Origin of the sequence: Cronobacter dublinensis subsp. dublinensis LMG 23823, from assembly GCF_001277235.1 — a bacterium.
GTDB classification, from domain to species: Bacteria; Pseudomonadota; Gammaproteobacteria; order Enterobacterales; family Enterobacteriaceae; genus Cronobacter; species Cronobacter dublinensis.
Map to the genome: position 1 here is coordinate 60,760 of NZ_CP012267.1, position 21,355 is coordinate 82,114.

A 21,355-nucleotide genomic window follows, 5' to 3' on the forward strand; every position below is an offset into this window, starting at 1 on the left:
ATTTTTAAGCGGTTTTTCTTTTTATTAAACGTTGTTTTACACGGTCGATAACCGTCAGCACCGTTACAAAGAACACCGGCACAAAAAATATTGCCAGTAAGGTGCCACTGATCATTCCGCCAAATACCCCCGTGCCTATCGCTTGTTGGGTCGTGGCACTTGCCCCAGAAGCCAGCATGAGCGGAATAACGCCAAGCGTAAACGCCAGTGAGGTCATCATGATGGGGCGAAGACGCATCCGCGCTGCTTTGACCGTCGCGTTTATCAGGCTTTCGCCCTCATGCTGCAACTGGCGGGCAAACTCTACTATCAGGATGGCGTTTTTGGCCGACAGACCGATGATGGTTATCATGCCCACTTTAAAAAAGGCATCATTTGGCATGCCTTTCAGGTAGACGGCTACCATTGCGCCAATGAGTCCTAGCGGTACGACGAGCATCACGGATAAAGGAACGGACCAGCTTTCATACAGCGCCGCCAGTACCAGAAAGACCACCAGCATGGAAAGCACCATCAACATGGGCGCTTCTGAAGCGGACTGCTGTTCCTGCAATGACTGGCCTGTCCATTCGATGGCGAAACCCGCAGGCAAGGTTGCCGCGATGCTTTCCATTTCAGCCATCGCTTCACCGCTCGAATAACCCCAGTTTGGCCAGCCCGTCACCCTGAACGCCGGATAGCCCTGATAGCGGATCAACTGCTGTGGCGTTGGCTCCCACTGCGGCTGAATAAACTCAGAGAGCGGCACCATTCCCCCTGTTTTATTGCGAACATAAAGAGACAGCGCTTTATCCAGCTGCATACGCGATTCGGCATCCGCCTGGACAATCACCTGCTGCATATGTCCATTATTCGGAAAGTCATTGACGTAAGCAGAGCCCATGGACGCCGAAATAGTCTGGTTGATGTCGTTAAAGGAAACCCCCATGGCTTCCGCTTTCTGACGGTCAATTTCAAGATTGACCCCCAGCCCGTCCGGGAGACCATCCATATTGACGCCATATAAAACCTGGCTCTGTGCGGCCTTTTCCAGCAAGGTATTCAGCGCTTCCATACGTTCTTTGTCGGTATGATTGCCTCTGTCCTCGAGGCGCAGTGTAAACCCGGATGACGTGCTGAGTTCCGAAATGGCCGGCGGCATAATGCTCATGACGGTGCCTTCAGGAATATCGCCCATTTTTTCCTGAATATAGGACACTTCATTTTGCGCTGTGGCGCCGTCACGATGATCCCAGTCTTTGAGCGTCGTAAAGGCCAATGCGGCGTTGGTGCCAGATCCTGAGAAGCTAAAGCCAAGCACTGAGATATTACGCTCTATGCCAGGGCGGCTCATGACGAGTTTCTCATACTCCTTCACGACCTTTTCGGTGCGAGACATCGTTGCTTCAGAAGGTAACTGAATGGATGTCATAAAATAGCCCTGGTCTTCATCCGGCAGGAAGGAGGAAGGCAAGAATGTAAAGGCGGCATACAGGACGCCGCACAGAACGAGATAAATAAGGGTCATCCTGCCGGTCTTTTTAACGACGCGAGTCACGCCATTTTCATAACGGCCCGTGACGCGATCAAACGTCCGGTTAAACCAGCCAAAAAAGCGCCCTTTTTTATGGGAGTCAGCCGTTACCGGTTTGAGTAAGGTGGCGCACAATGCCGGGGTTAAGGTCAGCGCCAGGAACGCGGAAAAGAGAATAGACACCGCCATCGACAGCGTAAACTGACGATAAATAACCCCCACTGACCCTGATGCCAGACCCATAGGAATAAATACGGCGGTTAAGACCAGCGTGATCCCTACCACCGCGCCGGTGATCTCCTTCATGGCTTTGATGGTGGCTTCTTTTGGCGAAAGCCCCTCTTCTGCCATCAGACGCTCTACGTTCTCAACAACCACAATGGCATCGTCAACGATGATCCCGATGGCCAGCACCATGCCATACATCGTCAGGACGTTAATAGAGAAGCCTGCCAGCATCATAACGGTGAACGTGCCCAGCAAAGCGACGGGTGCCACAATCGCCGGGATAAAGGTGTAACGGATGTTTTGCAAAAACAGAAACATCACGAGGAACACCAGTACCATCGCTTCAAAAAAAGTGTGCAATACTTTTTCGATGGAGATTTTAACGAAGGGTGAAGTATCAAACGGAATGGAATATGTCATCCCGGAAGGAAAGGTCTTGGATAATTCAGCCATCCGCGCTTTTACCGCTTCAGAAGTCCGAACCGCATTGGCGCCTGGTGAGAGCTGTATCGCTGCCGCTGTCGAACCGTGTCCATTCTCGCGGGTGGAAAAAGCGTATGACTGTAGGCCAAGCTCTACTCTTGCAACGTCACCTAACACAACGCGTGAACCGTCGGGATTGGCTCTGAGCACTATCTGGCTGAATGCCTCCGGTGTGCTGAGCTGTCCGCTAATATTCAAGGGATAAGCGGTGCCCTGGTCCGGAATGGTGGGGGCATCACCCAGACGGCCAGGGGATACCTGGGCGTTTTGCTCGCTGATAGCTGTCGTGACATCACTGGCCGTTAGCTTGTAAGCAATGAGCTTCGCCGGGTCTACCCAGATCCGCATCGCTTTTTCAGACCCGAATGCCTGAATTTTACCTACGCCATCAACACGACGAAGCTCATCGGTGATATTGCGAGCAAAATAGTCACTCAGATCGGCCTCGGTGAATTTTCCGTCAGAGGCATTTAAGCCCACCATCATCAGAAAGCCTGAAGATGCCGCTTCCACATTGAGGCCATTCTGGCGTACCGACTGGGGTAAGCGTGGCTCAACGGCTTTAATCTGGTTTTGTACATCCACCTGAGCAAGACGGATGTCGGTTCCAGGTTTAAACGTCACCGTAATTGTCGCCATGCCCGAGGTATCACTGGCTGACTCGTAATAAAGTAAATCATTAACGCCCGATAATTCCCGTTCAATGAGCGAGATGACCGAATCATTCATGATTTGCGGGGTCGCGCCAGGGTACGTTGCGGTAATGGTCAGGCTGGGCGGCGCAACGGAAGGATATTGAGCAACCGGTAGCTGAGGGATGGCGATACATCCAAAAAGGATAATAAAGAGCGCGATAACCCAGGCAAAAATCGGTCGGCGAATAAAAAACTGTGACATCAAAAAATCCTGTATTTATGAGTGGCGCGCTTAAACCTGCGATTCTGTATTGACAGAAACCACGGACTGACCATCTTTCACTTTGTCCTGGCCTTCAATAATTAAACGGTCGCCTGTTTTAAGCCCCGCTTTGACCGCGATCCCTTTTAGGTTTTGTCCATCAGTCTGCACCTTTACGCGCTGTGCTTTGCCGGAAGCGTTAACTATCCAGACCATTGCCTCATTATTGCTACGGGTGATTGCCTGTTCAGGAACAATAATCCCGTTACGTGCAATGCGCTGAGATACCTTTAATTTGACAAACATGCCCGGCAGTAATATCCGCTGCGGGTTGGGTGCCTGCGTACGTAGTACCACATCGCCCGTTTCATCATTTACGCTAATACCTGAAAACAGCAAAAATGGTGTAACCGCATAGGGCTTATTATTCTCATCCTGCACAGAAATATGCATCGCATTATCTTTATCGTTTTGCGCATACAGCGCGCGCAGTTCATGTGCAGGTACCCGAGCGTCAATATAAACATGATCAATCTGCTGGATAGTCGCCATCGCTTGCGAATCGCCTGACCCGACGAGCGCGCCTTCAGTCACAAATTCCTGATCGATACGACCATCAATAGGTGCCCGAACGGTAGCGTATTCGAGATCAAGTTTTTTCCTGTTAAGGGACGCCTGCGCCTCGGCGACATCCGCGGCGGCCTGCGCACTGTTAGCGCGCACATCATCATAATCCTGAGCGCTGACAGCGCCATTCTTTTGTAGTAATGCCAGGCGTCGCGCCCGCTGGCTCATCTGAAGCGCAGTTGCGTTTGCTTTAGCCAGTGCTGCCGCAGCCATCTCAACATCTGCCTTAAAAGGTGCGGCATCGATCTGGAACAGCGCTTGCCCGGCTTGCACTTCTGATCCTTGCAGAAACATACGGTTTTTAATTATCCCTCCTACCTGTGGTCTGATTTGTGCACTTCTGATAGCAGTGACCCTGGCAGGAAAAACCTTTTCAATAAAAATATCTTCTGCCGTAACTTCTTTTGTTACGACTTTCATTTTCGGCGCCGGGGCCGATGTTTCTTCTTGCGATGTGTCGCAACCAGACAGCATTAACGATGCTGCCAGCATAGATGCAGTAATTACTTTTAGTTTCATTATAATCAATCCGGAATATGAATATCGCTTGATATTTACAGGTGGTGGTCTCCAGATACGTTCCTGGCTTTGAATATTACTCGTGCCGTTTTTTCAAAATAAAACCGGTAATGATGGTCAGCGCCAGCAACATGAATGCCCCTGTCTGTAGCGTGGCAGCATGAGAGTGCATAAAAGCGGATGTTGCGGCGGAAATCACTTGCTCACGAAGGTCTTCATTCAAATGGATACTCGCTGCGAGCGCGTCATTAAATGAGAGGCTTGCCTGTTGATTGACGCTTGCGGGCAATCCCGCCGGTAATTTAACCGACGCGGTATAAATATTGGCGAGTATCGATCCAAATATAGCAATCCCAAGGCCCGTCCCTAGCTCATAGGAAACACCTTCAATGGAGCCTGCTGCATTCGCTTTTTCAACCGGTGCGGCACTCATAATGGCTGACGAGGACGCCATTAATGCAACCGTGGCACCGCAGCCCAGCGCGCACATCCAGAACCAGGCGATGATATCCGGTGCAGAAAAGTCTGTGCCCGCAAGCCGATATAAGCTGAGCGCCGAGGTGGCGAGCCCGGATAAGGCGACTATTCGCAGACCATAACGCGAAATTAACCATCCGGCGACAGGGCCTGTCAGACCACTGGCGACCATCAGCGGTAACAGGTAAAGCCCCGCCTCAAGCGGAGAAAGTCGGTGAACCAACTGCAGTTCCTGCGATAACACCAGTTCAAAACCCACTAAGACTATCATTGCCGTCAACGCCATCATCACGCCCGCAGCGATACGATGTTGTGCAAAAAGGCGAAGGTCGAGCAATGGCAGACGCGAGCGCAACTGGCTACGAATAAAAATCCCCATTAACACGCAGCCGCAACTGAATAAAGCAAGAAATATTGGCAGTGAAAAATCAGGACTAAAGACTTTTTTCAGCGAATAAATCATCAACAGCAAGGCGGTTGTTAACGTGAGGGCCTGAGCCGTATTCACCGCTTGTGAAGTCTTTTTCTCTGCAGCAGGAACAAAGAAACAGAGCATAAACAGCACGGCAATAACGAGGGGAACGTTAATAAAGAAAACGGTTCCCCAGGAAAAATGACTCAGTATGACGCCACCTGCGAGTGGCCCAATTAATGCGCCACACGTACCCACTGTCGTCCAGATACCAAGCGCCAAATTGCGCTCTTTTTCTTCCGGAAATGTGCGGCGAACGCCTGCAAGCGTTGCCGGAACGATCATTGACGCCCCGACGGCCAGTAAGGCGCGCGCCATAATCAGAGCGAGAGGGGTTGAAGCAAACGCCGCCCCTGCCGATGCCAGACCAAATAAGGTGCTTCCCAGCATGGCCAGTTTTCTGAAACCAATACGATCGCCGAGTACCCCCATAGGAAGCATCAGACCTGCCATAACGAGCGGATAGATATCCATTATCCACAGCAGTTGATCCGTCGTGGTTTTCATTTCCATGCTGAGAACAGGCGCCACCACGTATAGAATTGTGGCGTCGATCGTGACCGGCAGGTAAAGCATGATGATGATAAATAGCGTCAGCCATTTCGTTGACATACTGTTGCGCTCGCGAAAAGATTAAACATGGACACGCGTCCACAACAAGCCTATAGTGAAGATGGACGCTTGTCCATCTTTGTGTGCGAATCTATAAAAAGGTGGTTATGACATACCTTCATCGTGATGAAAGGCGGCAAGAGCTGCTCGAAGCGGCCGTGAAAATAGCGCTATCGGATGGACTGGGTGCGATGACTGTTCGTCGCGTGGCGCAAGAAGCGCAAACGGCGGCGGGGCAGATCCATCGCCTGTTTGCGTCCTCTTCGGAGCTTAAAGCCGAGGCGTTTCTGCTTTCCGTTAAACAGGCACTGGCACTGGTGCTGGAATCAGGCAAACAAGAGAATGCGAGCTGGTCTGAAATGCTCAGATGGTGCCTGGTAGCAGAAACCAGCAATGAGGGGCGACAGTACAAGCGTTTATGGAAAGAGGCCGAGGTCATGTCTCATCAGGATGAGATCATGCTGGCCTCAGTGCAGGCTGCGACCGTTGAATGGCATAAAACCATTGAATCTATCATCGTTAATGGTGTGGAAAGTGCGGAGTTTACCTGCAAAGACAATATAAAAGACGTTTCATGGCGCCTGCTGGTATTTTCTTGTGGCATGGATGGTATTTATGATCTGCAGTTGCAGGAATTTAGCGAAAATAACTACTTACGTTATATGGATGATTTTATTAAAACGAATCTCTCAATGACTGATTAAAAATGAGTCATTAGCGCAGTAACCGTAATAATGTCTGGATTCCATGCAGGCATTATTATGGGTTTTTTTGTCTTTGATGAATCAGGGAGTTGTGTTACATGGCTATCAGTAATTTAATGAAAGGGATGAATAATCCCTTAGGGACCGCTTTTTCCGCAATGTTGGTTTTGGGCGGGATAAATACCTGTGCATATGCTGGTGATTTATCGTTGGGTATAACCTCCGGGTGGTCAACAAAGCTATATAACGGTGTTGGTAATAATAAAAGCGATCTGCTTTTCCCTACCGTTGATTATGAAACTGGCGCATTTTGGCTTCACGGGTTAAGTGCAGGTGCTGATCTATACAGAACGCCGCAAGACCGACTTTCAGTCCTGGGATATTACCTGCCGCTCTCTTTCAAGCCTAAAGATAGCTCTTCATGGGCTATGCGGCAGTTAAATAAAAGACGCAGTACATTAATGACGGGGTTAAGTTATGAACACCAGACGGAGAGCTGGGGTGCGTTTAAAGCCATACTGGCAGCAGATGCCATTCATAGCGGTAACGGATTAAATCTCGACACTTCGTGGAGTTATCCGGTGCAAACCGGTGCGCTGAATATCATCCCCGCACTGGGTGTTAACTGGAGCAGCAAAAAATTCAACCAGTATTACTACGGCGTAAGCGGATCGGAATCAAGAAGAAGCGGTCTTTCTGCTTATAACCCGGATGACAGCTGGTCTTCTTTTGCTGAGCTGACGCTAGATTATTCGCTAACAACCAGCCTTGATATTTATGGCGGTGCCCGATATACCGTGCTTGCCAGTGAGATAAAAAATAGCCCAATGGTTGCGAAAGGCACACTCCTGGGGTTATGGACAGGTTTTTCTTATAGTTTCTGACACAATGTCGGGGAGGGACCCCCGATGATTACACGCTTAAAAATTTCTTCCTGATAATGCCGTGCTGTTATGTGCTTGTGGCCGACCGAGATGAGCTTTTATGGACGCCTTATTTTTTGAAACATTAATTGCCTGGATTGAAAATAACCTTGAGGAGAATTTGACAATAGACAGGCTCGCTTCAAAAGCGGGCTATTCGAAATGGCATCTGCAACGCGGATTCAAGATGCATACCGGCATGACGGTGGGGTTTTTTATCGTAAAGAAGCGAATGGAGAAGGCATTAGTTGAATTGGCTAATGGCGATGACGCTATCATTACCATAGCGCTGAAAAATGGTTATGGTTCGCACCAGACCTTCACCCGCGCGTTCACGCTTTATTACGGGGTTTCTCCAGGGCGCTATCGTCGACGCAACGGGAAAAGGCGATAACAGGAAGCTACCCATCTGGTAAATTGTAGGCGTGAAAGAAAAATGATTTCTGTCGCAATCATGCCGGGAATGAGGTGGTTTATATCTGCCCCCGATAATCCCTTTCTGTTCTGGTGTTAAGTTAATTCTCGGCCTTCATTTCATGGCGGCATCCCCTTCATTAAAGAGAGCGTTGCATCGGCCCGTTGAACGCACAGCCAAACGCGGGCATCACTACGCGTTTTATGTTCATCAATTCGGATCAATGTGTATGTTGATAAGTGAATTGTATTGACGACAGGTAACCGCATTGCTATCAGTATATTCATAATGATAACTGCGTTTAGATTGAGGATTCAGGTGTGATTTCTTTCCGTGCGATGACAAATGATGAGTACCCTGCTTACCTCGACTATTTTGTTCATGATTATGCCTGTGAACTCGAAACAAACTATCGGCTCTCCCAGCGTGATGCGCTGGCAAGGGCGAAGCAGGAAATATCGGACTTACTTCCCGGGGGGGTTAATACCCTAGGGCATGTTTTATTGAGTATTGTTATGCATTCGGACAATACTCACAATCACGTGGGTTATCTCTGGTATAAACCCGATACGACTATGCGCACGGTTTTTATCTACGATTTTCATATTTTCAACGCCAGCCAGGGACAGGGGCTTGGTAAACAATCTCTACGTGTTTTTGAAAATTATCTGCATGCACAGAATTTTAAAGAGATCAGACTGCGTGTTGCCGGTGATAATGATCGCGCCCGGCATGTCTATGAAGCGAGCGGATTCGGTGTTACGGGTTTTAATATGAGTAAGTCTATTACCGACGGCGACACTGACAATTAAGAAAAGCCACTACGCTTTGGGTAAACCATCCGCTTCTCGCTCAAACCTGCCAGGCAGACCCGCTTAAGAAACAGGCATAACAGGATGTATTCCGTTTGCCAGACGGCCCGAATACACCGTTGGGCCTGTACCTTTGGTTTTGATGACAATCCTCGTTGCCCAACGGTGTTGATATCGCACCCGCCTGTTTAACCATGCCTGCACGATGTAAAAAGGCGCGCCTGACGCGCCTTATCATTTTCGCCTCGCCTGACGCCGCTATGGCGCTATCTCTTCGCCCTGGTAATCGACAAACCGGCATGAGGGATTATCCAGCGCGGCCGTGATAACCGCTTTCAGGCCCGCGGCGCTCTCCTCGACCGTTACCGGTGCGCGTGAGCCGCCCATGTCGGTCTGGACCCAGCCGGGGTGCAGCAGTAAGACGGCGCGTTTCCCTGGCAAGGCTTTAGTCACCGCGAACGAGCGAGCCAGTGAATTCAGCGCGCTTTTGCTGGCGCGATAGAGCGCCATGTCGCCGGTGTCGTTATACGTAAAGCTCGCGGTGCGTGACGACATAAACGCGATAACGCCGCCTTCACGTACCTGAGGGAGCATCGCTTCGGCGAGGCGCACCGGCGCAATCGCGTTCGTCATAAACAACGATGCGGCTTCGTCTTGCGTAACCCTGGCAGGGCTCTGATGATCCGGCCCATAGATGCCTGCGTTAACAATGAGCGCGTCAAATTTTACTGCGCTCAGCGTTTCCTGAAGCTGCGCGCAGCTGGCAGCGTCCGTCATATCAACGAGTTGGGTCGTTATGCCAGCAAACGCCTCGCCATGGCTTTTCTCGCTACGCACCGTCGCGATCACGTCGACGCCATCGCGTGCGAATGTCTCGGCAAGCCCACGACCAATGCCGCGCGATGCCCCGATAATCAAAACATGTTTTATTGTCATAGTGTTACCTCTGTCCCGTTAACGTTTGTCATGGTATCAGTATGGCGCGCATTGTTGGGTATGGATCCAGGTGGCGATCGCCTCAGGTGCGCCGGGCGCATATGCGTGCTCACCGGAAAGCAGAAACAGCGCCTGCGCCCACCATGGCCACTGAGAGGGAAGCTGGTAATCGTACCAACGGCTTTTCAGCAAGCCGTGCGTTGCGCCATCCATCATCCGCAGGCAACGCGGTGTCGCTGGAGGCAACGTGGCGGCCCACACAGTCAGCGTTTCGCCAGGCCTGACGTTGCGGTCATTGGCGCCCATTAACACCATTACGGGAATCTTCATTTGCGTGATATCCGCACGGGCATCGGCAAGCGCATTGCGCCGTTCAAAATCATCACGGGTACAGCGCCCTGCACAGGGCCGCGAGACGGTTGGTGCGGAATAACGCCTGGCAAAATCCAGTCTGTCATTTTGTATTGCCTGCGCTATCTCTGAAGGCGTGTGCCCTGAAAGCGCAAGCCTTGTTTCAAGAAAATAGCTTCCCTGATCGCGCCAGTTAATCGCACCGCCAACAATGACGGCAAAGTCAGCATGCGCCAGCGCGGCAGCCTTCGGCACTACCCATCCTGCTTGAAAAAAACCCAAAAAACCGAATCGGCTGTGCGAGAGCGCGGGTATTTTTCTAAGCGTTGTCATCGCCTGTACCGCTTCGTCACTACGATCGCGCATCGTTTGCGCCAGCCAGTTTCCACCACTCTCCCCTACGCCAGGTTTATCCCATGAAAATACGGCAATACCGTTTTCCAGCAGCGTATTTACAAGGGGGAGATAGCCGCCTTGCGACCAGCGATCCTGGGCGCCGTCACCATGCACCAGAAGCGCTACGGGGGGATGTTGCACACTATCCGGAAGCGTCAGTGTCCCCTGTAAGGGATTTCCATTATGAATAAAAGTCACCGTATGAGCTTGCGGCAGGCTCTGCGCATCAAAAATCGCAAGGCGGCTCATTACCCACAGGGTTACCAGCAGAATCAAAACACTAATGATGATGACCGTCTTACGAAGCCGGAAACGCATGTTAAAAGCCTTTTTGTAGGTGGTGCTCGTACTGATTCCCTTTTGAACGCAAAAAATACAGCAAAAACCTCTGAATCGATCTTTCTGCGTGGTCGGTACCTTAGCTAAAGGACGACGTTTTTCATCCCTTTTCTCATTCCCTCTTACCGCGGCTCGTCTAAATTTTTATCAGGGTGAAACTTGCCAGAAACCATTATGTCAAATTTACTAATTATTGTTCACAATTTGGCATCAATTCAGCCGTTACGGTCTCAACGGAGCATAAAGGGCGAGAGATGAGAAAAGTACCGCGCGTGATCCATCAGGTTTATACCGCCGGCTGGCAGCGTCTGCCGGAAGAGATCCGGGCGCTGATCGCCGGGTTGCAAAAAATGAACCCGGATTATGAGTATCGCTTTTATGATGAGCCCGCCATCATCGCCTGGATTGAGAGGCATTTTGGCCGCGATATGCTTGAGCTTTACCAGCGTATTAACCCGGAGTATGGCGCGGCGCGTGCCGATCTATTCCGCTATCTGGTTATCTACCAGGAAGGCGGCGTCTATCTCGATGTGAAAAGCTTCTGCTCCCGCCCCCTTGATGATGTCATCCCCCCTGACTGTGAACTGATGCTTTGCCACTGGGACAACGGTCCTGGCGGCCAGGATCATAAAAAAGGGCTACATAAAGAACTGGCCGCGCTGCCGCATGGCGAGTTTCAGCAGTGGAACGTCATTGCCGCACCGCGTTCGCCCTGGCTGCGCGCGGTGATCGACGAAGTCACTGAGCGCATCAGAAATTACCAGCCCGCCAGATATGGCATCGGTATGAAAGGCGTGCTGAGCACCACCGGGCCTATCCCGTTTACGCTTGCCATCAGCCGCGTTCCGCCCGGCGACGGTATTTATTATGTGCAGAATCACCGTACCGTCGGCCTTAAGTATTGTGGTGTGGACAGTAAAGTCCTTAAGCGGTTTAAAAAAAGCGCGTATGCGCGCCTGAAGACGCCGGTGGTGACGTTAAGCGAACGTGACTACGCGCGGTATCAGTTATGGCTGGTGTTTGTGCATCCCTTTATGCGGCTGCGCAAAAATATCGTTAATGAAACCAGCATCGCCATAGAGAAAATCGCCCGTCTCTTTTCCACTGATGGGGCAAAAGGCGTGTCGCGGGGGAAAAGAGGCTGGCCTGCCGCGCTGCGTCGTACCGGCAAGCGACTCGGTCTGCTGGCCGTAGGGCTGCTGGCGCTGACGGGGCTGCATGCAGGCTACGGGCAGCTGACCGGTAATTTTCATGAGGTCATTGACGGTGAACTCTATCGCTCAGCGCAGCCGGATGCGCAGGACATTGCGAATTATAGCGACCGTTACCATATCCGCACCATTCTGAACCTGCGCGATGAAGCGCGCGGCGACTGGTATCAGCAGGAAAAAGCCGCCGCGCTGGCGCATGGCATCAGGCTGGTGGACTATCCATTAAGTTCAGGCCGGGAAATCAGCGTTAAAGAAGCGGAAAAACTGGCCGACCTGATGAAGAGCCTGCCGCGGCCGATTCTGATCCACTGCGATCACGGCGCTAATCGCACAGGGCTTGTCTCCGCCATTTATCTTGATGCTGTCGCGCAAACCAGTGATTTCACCGCGCAGTGGCAGCTGAGCCCCTGGTATGGCCATTTTCCTGTGCCCGGCATCGGTCGCTATGCGATGTACAGCTCTTATAAACGTTTCCAGGTGATGAGCCCTTACTGACACGCAGTCAGCCGGGCGACTGATATACGCCCGCGCTCCAGTAACCCTTGCCGGGTTTGTCTGTTTCCCGCCAGCCTTTTTCCTGCAGCGCGCCGGCAATAAGCCGGTTCATAATGCCATGCCCCATCAGCAATACCGTATCGTCAGCTGTTGATGAGAGCCTGATCAGGCTGTCCGCGGCGTCCATGGCGCGCCGCTTTGCCTCACGCAACGGTTCCACCTCGCCCGCTATTCCGCACAGCCATAACCCACGAAAAATCGCAGCCCAGGTGAACGGGGACAACCGCAGGCCGCCCAGACGAAAGACCGGTAAATGCGCCTCCCGGTATAACGCATCAGTTTGCGCAGGTTCACGACCGAGCGCCGCCAGGGAGGAGAGGGCTCTGGGTAAGTCGCTACTGATAACCACATTAGCCCGTTCCGCCAGCTCACGACTTGCCGCTGGCGGGGCATCGCGGCCAATATCCGCACGATCGTAATCTGCGATCCAGCCGCGCATATCAGACGCCCTTAGCGCGCCCGTTTGGGATAACAAAGGCCTGCCATGGCGCATCAGGATTATCTTCATCTGGCTATTTTCCCTGTCGATTCAAGGGCAATATACGACCCTCATGCGGTTAAGTTCTTACTTAAGTCACCTTAACGTACATGGCTGAAACGATAAACCCCTGAATCTAAGAAGTGACTTAAAGGTATAATGTTGTAAGATATCAAAGACTCTTGCATTTTTTCTTCTTGTAAATAAAGACCTAAATTAAAAGTAAGGCGCTTCTTTTCTATGGAATTATCGTTGACCAACCTGTCCAGGAGCCTCTCATATCAGGATGCGTATCGAGGGGACATAGACGGGCTGCGAGCCGTTGCCGTTGTGCTCGTCATTATTTTTCATGCTGGTATTTCATTATTTCCTTCGGGGTTTATTGGTGTTGATATTTTCTTTACGATTTCCGGGTATTTAATAACCGGGAAAGTTATTCGCGATATTGAGGCAAAAAAGTTTTCGTTGCCAAAATTTATTAGCGGAAGATTATGGCGATTACAGCCAGCTCTCATTACCATCCTGTTAGCGACGATCGTTATTGCGTCATATTGTTATATACCGGCGGATTACCAGATCTTCACTAAGAGCGCGAAATACACCTCGCTGTTTTTATCTAACCAGTTTTTTGATAAACAGAGCGCCACCTATGCCTCGCCGGATGCGGATTCTTTTCTGTTGATCCATACCTGGTCATTAGCGATTGAGTGGCAGTGGTATTTTTTCTTTGCCCTGCTTGCCGCGGCGGTCATGCTGCTCACCCGTAAAACGGACCCGGGCAAGACCGCAAAAACGGTGCTCTGGTCCTGGCTGGCATTGACGGTGATAGCCTCGCTGGCGATGCTGCTTTCCAACCTGTTAACGCACGGTCAGTATTATTACTCTCTCGGTATGCGTGCGTTTGAATTCCTTATCGGCGGTAGTGCTGCGTTACTCCAGCCGAAACTGAAAAAGACGAATAAAATACAGGCGAACCTTCTGGCTACGTGCGCCATTGTCGTACTCGTGTGGGTTGCCACAAAAACCCTGTCGGTCGATTTCTATCCCAATGAATATACGTTGCTGGTTTGCCTTGCCACCGCGGCGCTGTTTTTGTGCCGTGGCGCCCTGGTCAATAACGCGCTGGCTTTTGCGCCGGTCAATTATCTCGGGAAAATCTCTTACTCGCTTTATTTGTGGCACTGGCCGGTTTTTGGCACGCTGCATTATCTTGGCTATACCCTGACGGGAAATATCCTCATTCTGGCGCTGGCCTTAACGCTGGGTCTCGCCATTCTCTGTTATCACGGCATCGAAAACCGGTTCAGACGCGTTCATCTTCCGGTGTGGAAAAGCGTGGCCATTCTCGTTGTCGCTCCGATTGCGCTGACAATGACGTTATATACGCTTTCTGATAAGTATGAGGGGCTGCCGCAGCGCTTTGATGCGCAATACAACCGGGCCTTTACGCTGCAACAAGACGCTTATCTGCACGCGTCTCGTCGTGAAGACTGCCACAGCGGGAAACAGAACCTTTCCGTGTGTCATTTCGGTGCCCCTGACAGTAAAAAGACGGCGTTTCTTATTGGGGATTCCCACGCTAATCATTTCTGGGGCTTCTTTGATGTGCTCGCGAAAGAGGCGGGCGTCAAAATGTATTCACTGACGACCTCTTCCTGTCTGGCGCTGCCGGGTCTTTTTCAGTATGACTGGTGGAAATACAAAGGGATAACGTATGAGAAATGTCATGAGAATACGGAAAAGTACTATGAGTACATTCGCAAAAATCATTATGACTACGTTATCCTCGGTCAGGTCTGGTCCCGGTACGCGGAGGGCCCACATCTCATTAATGCCGAGGGTGATGAGCGAAGCGAAACCTTATCCCGTGAACGCTATGAAACCGCGTTGCGTAACGCGCTGAAAATCATCACGGCGTCGGGCGCAAAACCGGTGGTGATGTATACCATCACGGAGATGCCTGAGCATTATGAAACCTGCATCAAACAGCACGTCATCCATCGTTATCCGTTTGATATCAACGAATGCGATGCGCAGAATCCGAAGAGCATGGAAATTCCGTGGACGTTAGCATTAATGAAAAAAATGAAGGCAGAATTTCCTTCACTGACGTTCATCGACGCGAAATCCGCGCAGTGCATCAGCGGCACCTGCGTCACCAATATCGACGGCGTGACGATTTATCGCGATGCCGGGCATCTGACGGATTATGCTTCATACCGTTTTGGTGAGATTTACCTTAAGGCGTTTGGAAACCCGCTTAAATAAGCGAGGTTCTGGACACCCTAAAAAAGCCGCGTATGCGGCTTTTTTTACGTTCATTATCAACGCTCGCCTTGTTTCCCGTGAGGCATCATCTTGTTTGCCCGCCGCTCGCTTCTCAGGGCTCTTCATCGCTTTTCGGTTTACTGCCGTCGCAGCGCGTCTTTTGTATAAAAACAAACGAGATCGTGGTGGCTGCTGTCATGCTAACGCGCTATACCTGAATACCGGAGCGGAGCCTGTCTGATACAGGAATTCGTTTACGGGGCTACACCTTTTGCGGTCGTAAAATCTGCGAGGCAATCATGCAACAGACAGGCAATACCATACTGATCACCGGCGGCGGAACAGGCATCGGCAAAGCGCTGGCACACCGTCTTCATGACGCGGGCAATACGGTGATTATCGCAGGCCGCCGGGTGGCGGAGCTTGAGCGCGCAGCCGAGGGCCGCGAGCATCTGCATATCATTCAGGCCGACCTGAGCGCCCCGCAGGGCGTCGCGAGCTTTGCTGAGGCGGTGCAAACGCGCTTTCCTGCGCTCAACGTGCTTATCAATAATGCCGGGATCATGCGGTTTGAGACGCTGACCGGGCCGCGCGATCTCCGCGATGCCGAAGAGACGATTGCGACCAACCTGCTGGCCCCGCTGCGGCTTATCGATGCCTTTACCGCCCATCTGTGCGGCCGTCCGGACAGCGCCATTATCAACGTCTCCTCAGGCCTCGCTTTTGTTCCTTTGCCGGCCGCACCGACCTACTGCGCCACTAAAGCCGCGCTGCACTCCCTGACCGTCTCGCTGCGGGAACGGCTCAGGGGCAAGGTCGAAGTGATTGAAATCATTCCGCCCGGCGTGCAGACCGGGTTAACGCCCGGCCAGGAGCAGAGCGACGGCTATCAGCCGCTTGATGCGTTCGCCGATGAAGTGATGTCGCTGCTGTCGCAGCAGCCGACCCCGCCGGAACTCCTCGTGGAGGCAGTGAAGTGGATCCGGTTTGCCGAGGCGCAGGGGCGTTATGACGAGGCGCTGGCGCTGCTGAACCAACATCTCTGAGCCTGCCGCACCCCGCGCCATCGCGTGGGGTGAAAAAAATAATTTTTTTTCGAATAGAAACCACAGTTGCCGCGTTAACCCGTCAATCACTGAATGACGGAACGAATCATGGCTGAACTGCACCTTCCTGTAACGCGTAAACGTTACGATAGTTTGACGCTCTCGCTGCACTGGCTTACGGCGGCCTGCGTTATTTTTCTTTTTGCCAGCGCGCACGTCTGGGAATGGCTTGAACGCGGCACGCCGCTGCGCAAAGGCCTGCAGGCCGTGCATATTTCCTGCGGGATTTTACTGACGCTTATCGTCGTGGTACGGGTGGCGTGGCGCTTCACCGGCAGACGCTCGCCCTCGCGCGCGATGCCCGCACCGGCGGGCTCGCCTGCGACGCGGCTTCTCGCCGGTAGCGTTCATGCCGCGCTGTACGGGCTGTTAGCCGCGCAAATCGTGCTGGGCTTTCTGTTCCGCTGGGCCCAGCACGAGCCCTTTACCTTTTTTGGTCTGGTGGATCTCTCCGGCTGGGTCGAGGTAAGCCCTGCGCTGCGGCATGACTTTGGCGAGTGGCATAACGCGGTCGCCTGGGCCATTATCGCGCTGGTTTTCGTCCATGCGCTTGCCGCCCTCGTGCACCATTACCTGCTGAAAGACGATACCTTACGGCGTATGATGCCGGGCCGCGCCACCACCGGCGGGCAGAGAAAATGATCGTTTGCGCCGAGGAAAGAAAAAATCACCACCAGTGACGTACACCAGCAACTCGCCGCCCATCTGAGCCGTCTGTGGCGTTATGGGCTGGTGCTTTCACGTAACCGCGATGTCGCGGAGGAGCTGGTGCAGGCGACCTGTTTGCGCGCGCTCGAAAAAAGCGCGCAGTACCTGCCCGGTACCCGTATCGACAGCTGGCTGTTCGCTATCCTGCACTCCCTGTGGGTGTCGGATTTGCGCGCGCGCCGTGTGCGTCAGGGACAGGGGTTTATCGACAGCGATGAACTTACCGCGCCCGATACGCAGTCTCAGGATGAGACGCGCCTGCACTTTCAGAAAGTGATGCGCCACGTCAGCGCGCTGCCGGAGGCGCAGCGCAATACCGTATTTCTGGTGTATGTCGAAGGGTTTACCTGTCAGGAGGCTGCGCAGACGCTGTCCGTGCCCGTCGGCACCGTGCTGAGCCGGCTGGCGACGGCGCGTGCCAGCCTGTCCCGGATGCTGGCCGCGCCCGCTGTCGCGCAGGAGAAACGAGTGTGAAATCCGCAACTTTTACCCCGCCCTGGAGCGATGAGGCGATTGTCGCCTGGCTCGACGGCGAAATGAACGACGCTGACGCGCAGCGCTTTCAGGCGCAGATGGCGCAGGACGCCGCGCTTGCAGGGCGCGTCGCGGAACTGTCGGTCAACACCGACGCCATCCGCCAGGCGTTCGCGCCGCTGCTGGATGACGCGCCGCTCTCACGCATGCAGCAACGTCTGGAGGCGGTGACCGCCCCAACGCCCCGGCAACCTAGCGATTCGGGCGTCAGCCGTCGCGCGCTGACTGCCGCCTCGGTGGGGTTTCTGACGCTCGGTGTCGGGTTCGGCTATTGGCTCGGCCCTGCCGCGACGCTGCCTGACGGCAGTGAGAAAATCCGTGACCTCGAGGCGCAGTATATGTCGCTCTATAGCGCCGAAACGCTACTGGATGCCGACACGTCGCCCGCCGCGCTGGTGCGGGGTCTGCAACGCGCCTCGCAGGATCTCAGACTGCCTGTCGAGGAAGCGCAGCTGATGCTGCAGGACGCCGAACTTAAAATGGTGCGCATGTTGCGCTACGACGCCCAGCCCATCGCCCAGATAGCCTGGCTGCATGCGCAATATGGCCCGATGGCGCTCTGTATCTCCCGTGAAGACAAACCGGGCGTGACGGCGCTCGCGTCAGAGCGGCGTCACGGCATGAATCTGGTGTGGTGGCGTCGCCACGGTTATCAGTTCGTCATGATCGGGCGGAACCCGGCCGCGCTGCTGGTGAAAACGGCGCGTCAGTTAACCCATCTGCTCGCGCCGCCGCGCTGAGTCGGCTTCTCAGGGCGTCGCCGCGATGGCGATGTCAATTTGCACACGGTCATCGACAAACGCCGTGAAGCCGCCCATATCAAAGGCGGAGCGGGAAATGGCCGTAGAGGCGTGTAATGCTAACGGCGCGCGGGTGACCGGCAAGAAGGCCGCCCTGCCGGTATCGACATCCAGCGTCACCGGGTGGCGGATACCTTTCACCACCAGCGTACCCGACACGCGAAGATGCCCGCCGCCGGCATCGGTCACGCCGTCGCTGTGGAACGTAATTTCACGAAAGCGGGACGCCTCGAAGAACAGCGGGCCTTTCATCTGATACGTTAGTAAGTCGTTCGACGCGGTGAGCGATGACACCGGGATAACGACGTTCACATAACTGTTTTTAGGGTTGTCGCTATCAAGCGTGACTTTGCCGCTGGCACCGTGGATCTGCGCCTGCGACAGTCCGCCAAAAGCCTGCCACGAGAGCGCGACGGTGGTACGCGACGACAGGATGGTGTACGACACCGGGGTGGCAAAGATATATGATGAAAAAAACAGCAAAGTCAGCGTGACAGCGAGCGTAAGACGATTCATGATGGAGCATTCCCGACAGATATACCTGGTATACGTCTGGCAGCGCATAATTATTCATTACAGATTTCATCACTTCACATTATTGAGGTACGGAGCGTCTTACTGCTCCGGTGTTCTGACCTCACGAATGGCGGTGCAGCAGTCAGCGGTTTCTTTTGACGCACAACCTTCACGCATCGGTAGCGAACTGATGCCACACAGCATGTTTGTTAACCATGAAGGCACTATCCATGAGCCCGATTAGATCTGAAACTGCAATTCCGGTCGCGTTGCCTGATGCCGCGCTCAGCGACTATTTTCTCCGTGCCGGCGAAAGACTGGCGCAGGAGGCCGCGCTGCTGGGACGGATCGTCAAAAGTATGTCGACGGACGGGGCTGTGCTGACGCATAAAACCATCATTCAGCAACTGATTGTCGAACTCGATGGCACGAAAGATGTGGTGACGGGAGAGGTGATCCGCAGGACGCTGGGGATTGTGGTCGATCATACGCTCGATGACCGGTAACGCGTTGACCGCACGCCAGTAAAAACGCCCGATGCGGCAGGATGGCGCGCAGCGGGCGTGGCGTTAACGGTGAAGGCGGCGCAGGCGCTTTACGCTTGCGCGCCTGCACCGGCATCAGAAGCTTTGCCAGTCGTTTTCTGAAACGGCCGCGGCGGCAGGCACCGGACGCAGCGTTTTGATAGGGGTCACCGGGGCGGCCGTATTGCGCGCGGTGCTTTTGCCATTCGCCGCGATAGTAAACGCGCCCACCAGCTGATTCAGCGACGCGGCCTGCTCCATCAGAGATTGCGAGGCCGCCGACGCCTGCTGAACCAGCGCGGCGTTCTGCTGGGTCACATCGTCCATCTGGTTGACCGCCAGATGCACCTGATTAATACCCTGCGCCTGCTCCTGGGCGGCCACCGAGATTTCATCGACGATGTCAGTTACCTGCCGCACGGCATCGGTCATTTTGCCAATATTCTGGCCAACGCCTTCCGCCTGGGTCGAGCCCGCCTCGACGAACTGCATCGAGTTCTCAATAAGCTCTTTGATTTCGCGTGCGGACGATGATGAGCGCTGCGCCAGCGTTCTCACCTCACCTGCCACGACCGCAAAGCCTCTGCCCTGCTCACCCGCGCGCGCCGCTTCTACCGCCGCGTTAAGCGCAAGGATGTTGGTCTGGAAGGCGATGCCTTCGATAAGCGCGATAATGTCAGTAATTTTCGCCGAGCTTTCACGAATGCTGCCCATCGTGTTCAGCATGGTGTTGACGCGCGACTGGCTGTCTTCAGAGATATCGCGGGCGTTTTTCGCGAGCTGGCTTGCAAGCTGGGTGTTTTCCGCTGTCTGGCGCACGGTTTCGCTCAGCTCAGACATGCTGGCCGCGGTCTGCTCCAGCGAAGCGGCCTGTTCTTCCGTGCGGGAAGAGAGATCTTCGTTACCGGCTGAAATCTGCCCGGACGCCGAACTCACCGACTGCGCCGAAGCTTCCACCGCGGCAAGTGACGAGGCGACATTCGCCGCCAGTGCGTTATATGCTTTGGCCGTCAGCCCGATTTCATCATTGCGTGAATCGTCGGCGCGCAGCGTCAGATCCAGACGTTCGCTTGCGGTTTCCAGCGTATGGCGCATGCCGTTCAGCTGGTTACGAATCGAGAAAATGGTTTTGAGGGTAAAAAAGCCCAGGATAGCGATAACTACAATGGAAGAGCTAATCAGTCCCCATAGCGTCAGGCTGTAAGAGTGGTCGTTCTCCTGGCGCAGCGTTTTACCGACATTTACATTTAGTTCAAGCTGCTTCTGATACACCGCGATCAGTTGACGCGCCGCGCCACCGATGCCGCTTTCATCACGTAAGGCCGCGAGCGCAGCTGCATCGTTATGGGTGCGTGAGCTTTCAAGGAAAGCCGGTAACCGGGCCTGAATCATCTGGATGGCCGATGCGGCATTTTCATTGATGCGACGATCTTCATCATTAGTGATTTCGTTTTGCAGATAGTACTGGTTCTGCGTATTGATACGGTTAATCACCGCATCAATCTCTTTTTCGACCTCCGCCTGACGCGCCGCGTCGGTGGCGGTCTGGTGGCGATAGAGCCAGATAATCAGGGTATTACTGCCGTCGACCATCTTGCCGATATCGAGCACCGACGGGAGCGTATTTTCCTGCACGTACTGGAAGCGGGACTGGAAGTTGCTGACCACCACAACCGCCACAATCACCATTGTTATCAAAGCAGCTGAAAGTAATGAAAACGTCAGCATAAGCCGTTGTGTAATGGACATGGATAGTTTCCTCTAATGCATCCTGTAACCGAATCAAGCCAGCGCTTAACGCAAACCAGCACAACGGATATCGGCAGGTTTCTTATCAAAAATTAGCCCGCACCACGCAGTTTTTCGTATGCCGCTGATTCCAAAAACATTAAAGATTTTTATGTAAAGACCTACCTTTTATGTGCAAATGGACAAGGGCCATAACGGTGTA

At 53.3% G+C, this 21,355-nt stretch carries 19 protein-coding genes; 11 read left to right on the forward strand and 8 right to left on the reverse strand.

Annotation, left to right across the window (positions count from 1 at the left end):
- Nucleotides 1–4: 4 nt before the first annotated feature.
- From AFK67_RS20800 to AFK67_RS20810, 3 genes are all read right to left on the reverse strand, one after another.
- Nucleotides 5–3,121: a multidrug efflux RND transporter permease subunit gene (locus AFK67_RS20800; RefSeq protein WP_007728659.1), complete on the reverse strand. Its 3,117-nt coding sequence runs from the start codon at nt 3,119–3,121 to the stop codon at nt 5–7.
- Nucleotides 3,122–3,151: 30 nt separating this feature from the next.
- Nucleotides 3,152–4,267 (reverse strand): efflux RND transporter periplasmic adaptor subunit, encoded by a 1,116-nt coding sequence (locus AFK67_RS20805; protein ID WP_007728662.1) that lies wholly within the window; start codon nt 4,265–4,267, stop codon nt 3,152–3,154.
- Between the two features lie 76 nt (nt 4,268–4,343).
- Nucleotides 4,344–5,828: an MFS transporter gene (locus AFK67_RS20810; protein ID WP_007728665.1), complete on the reverse strand. Its 1,485-nt coding sequence runs from the start codon at nt 5,826–5,828 to the stop codon at nt 4,344–4,346.
- A gap of 107 nt (nt 5,829–5,935) precedes the next feature.
- Here AFK67_RS20810 and AFK67_RS20815 point away from each other — a divergent pair, with 107 nt between their 5' ends.
- The 4 genes from AFK67_RS20815 to AFK67_RS20825 all read left to right on the forward strand — a co-directional run bounded on the left by AFK67_RS20815 (nt 5,936) and on the right by AFK67_RS20825 (nt 8,682).
- The gene (locus AFK67_RS20815; protein ID WP_032967519.1) at nt 5,936–6,532 is read left to right on the forward strand and encodes a TetR family transcriptional regulator; all 597 of its coding nucleotides are present in this window, start codon (nt 5,936–5,938) and stop codon (nt 6,530–6,532) included.
- A gap of 98 nt (nt 6,533–6,630) precedes the next feature.
- Complete coding sequence (locus tag AFK67_RS22400) at nt 6,631–7,416, forward strand: MipA/OmpV family protein (protein ID WP_081591118.1); 786 nt, start codon at nt 6,631–6,633, stop codon at nt 7,414–7,416.
- Between the two features lie 100 nt (nt 7,417–7,516).
- Nucleotides 7,517–7,849 carry a helix-turn-helix domain-containing protein gene (locus AFK67_RS20820; RefSeq protein ID WP_007728676.1) on the forward strand — a complete coding sequence of 111 codons (333 nt, stop codon included), beginning with the start codon at nt 7,517–7,519 and terminating at the stop codon, nt 7,847–7,849.
- A 341-nt stretch (nt 7,850–8,190) separates the two neighbouring features.
- Entirely contained in the window at nt 8,191–8,682 is a 492-nt protein-coding gene (locus AFK67_RS20825; RefSeq protein ID WP_032967520.1) for a GNAT family N-acetyltransferase, read from the forward strand.
- Between the two features lie 258 nt (nt 8,683–8,940).
- Here the strand turns inward: AFK67_RS20825 and AFK67_RS20830 are convergent, their stop codons facing one another.
- Together AFK67_RS20830 and AFK67_RS20835 are read right to left on the reverse strand one after the other, a co-directional pair.
- Nucleotides 8,941–9,618, reverse strand: a complete 678-nt coding sequence (locus tag AFK67_RS20830) for an SDR family oxidoreductase (RefSeq protein WP_007728679.1) — start codon at nt 9,616–9,618, stop codon at nt 8,941–8,943.
- Nucleotides 9,619–9,654: 36 nt separating this feature from the next.
- Nucleotides 9,655–10,683, reverse strand: a complete 1,029-nt coding sequence (locus AFK67_RS20835) for an alpha/beta hydrolase family protein (protein ID WP_007728681.1) — start codon at nt 10,681–10,683, stop codon at nt 9,655–9,657.
- A gap of 275 nt (nt 10,684–10,958) precedes the next feature.
- On the opposite strand from AFK67_RS20835, the gene AFK67_RS22645 reads away from it, so the two are divergent.
- Entirely contained in the window at nt 10,959–12,410 is a 1,452-nt protein-coding gene (locus tag AFK67_RS22645) for a glycosyltransferase (protein ID WP_082355750.1), read from the forward strand.
- A gap of 7 nt (nt 12,411–12,417) precedes the next feature.
- Here the strand turns inward: AFK67_RS22645 and AFK67_RS20850 are convergent, their stop codons facing one another.
- The gene (locus AFK67_RS20850; RefSeq protein WP_032967522.1) at nt 12,418–12,978 is read right to left on the reverse strand and encodes a histidine phosphatase family protein; all 561 of its coding nucleotides are present in this window, start codon (nt 12,976–12,978) and stop codon (nt 12,418–12,420) included.
- 210 nt (nt 12,979–13,188) lie between these two features.
- Here AFK67_RS20850 and AFK67_RS20855 point away from each other — a divergent pair, with 210 nt between their 5' ends.
- The 5 genes from AFK67_RS20855 to AFK67_RS20875 all read left to right on the forward strand — a co-directional run bounded on the left by AFK67_RS20855 (nt 13,189) and on the right by AFK67_RS20875 (nt 18,304).
- A complete protein-coding gene (locus AFK67_RS20855; RefSeq protein ID WP_071882618.1) occupies nt 13,189–15,216 on the forward strand; it encodes an acyltransferase family protein in 2,028 nt (675 codons plus the stop codon).
- A 299-nt stretch (nt 15,217–15,515) separates the two neighbouring features.
- On the forward strand, nt 15,516–16,262 hold the full coding sequence (locus AFK67_RS20860; protein WP_007728695.1) for an SDR family oxidoreductase: 747 nt from the start codon (nt 15,516–15,518) through the stop codon (nt 16,260–16,262).
- A 108-nt stretch (nt 16,263–16,370) separates the two neighbouring features.
- The gene (locus AFK67_RS20865; RefSeq protein ID WP_007733164.1) at nt 16,371–16,964 is read left to right on the forward strand and encodes a cytochrome b; all 594 of its coding nucleotides are present in this window, start codon (nt 16,371–16,373) and stop codon (nt 16,962–16,964) included.
- A gap of 63 nt (nt 16,965–17,027) precedes the next feature.
- Nucleotides 17,028–17,504 (forward strand): RNA polymerase sigma factor, encoded by a 477-nt coding sequence (locus AFK67_RS20870; RefSeq protein ID WP_231692348.1) that lies wholly within the window; start codon nt 17,028–17,030, stop codon nt 17,502–17,504.
- Complete coding sequence (locus tag AFK67_RS20875; protein ID WP_007733166.1) at nt 17,501–18,304, forward strand: anti-sigma factor family protein; 804 nt, start codon at nt 17,501–17,503, stop codon at nt 18,302–18,304. The genes AFK67_RS20870 and AFK67_RS20875 overlap by 4 nt, the downstream gene beginning before the upstream one ends.
- 9 nt (nt 18,305–18,313) lie before the next feature.
- Here the strand turns inward: AFK67_RS20875 and AFK67_RS20880 are convergent, their stop codons facing one another.
- A complete protein-coding gene (locus AFK67_RS20880; RefSeq protein WP_038885040.1) occupies nt 18,314–18,880 on the reverse strand; it encodes a YceI family protein in 567 nt (188 codons plus the stop codon).
- 230 nt (nt 18,881–19,110) lie between these two features.
- On the opposite strand from AFK67_RS20880, the gene AFK67_RS20885 reads away from it, so the two are divergent.
- Nucleotides 19,111–19,386, forward strand: a complete 276-nt coding sequence (locus tag AFK67_RS20885; RefSeq protein ID WP_007733174.1) for a biofilm development regulator YmgB/AriR family protein — start codon at nt 19,111–19,113, stop codon at nt 19,384–19,386.
- A 114-nt stretch (nt 19,387–19,500) separates the two neighbouring features.
- On the opposite strand, the gene AFK67_RS20890 is transcribed toward AFK67_RS20885, so the two are convergent.
- Nucleotides 19,501–21,153, reverse strand: a complete 1,653-nt coding sequence (locus AFK67_RS20890; protein WP_007733177.1) for a methyl-accepting chemotaxis protein — start codon at nt 21,151–21,153, stop codon at nt 19,501–19,503.
- Nucleotides 21,154–21,355 lie beyond the last annotated feature (202 nt).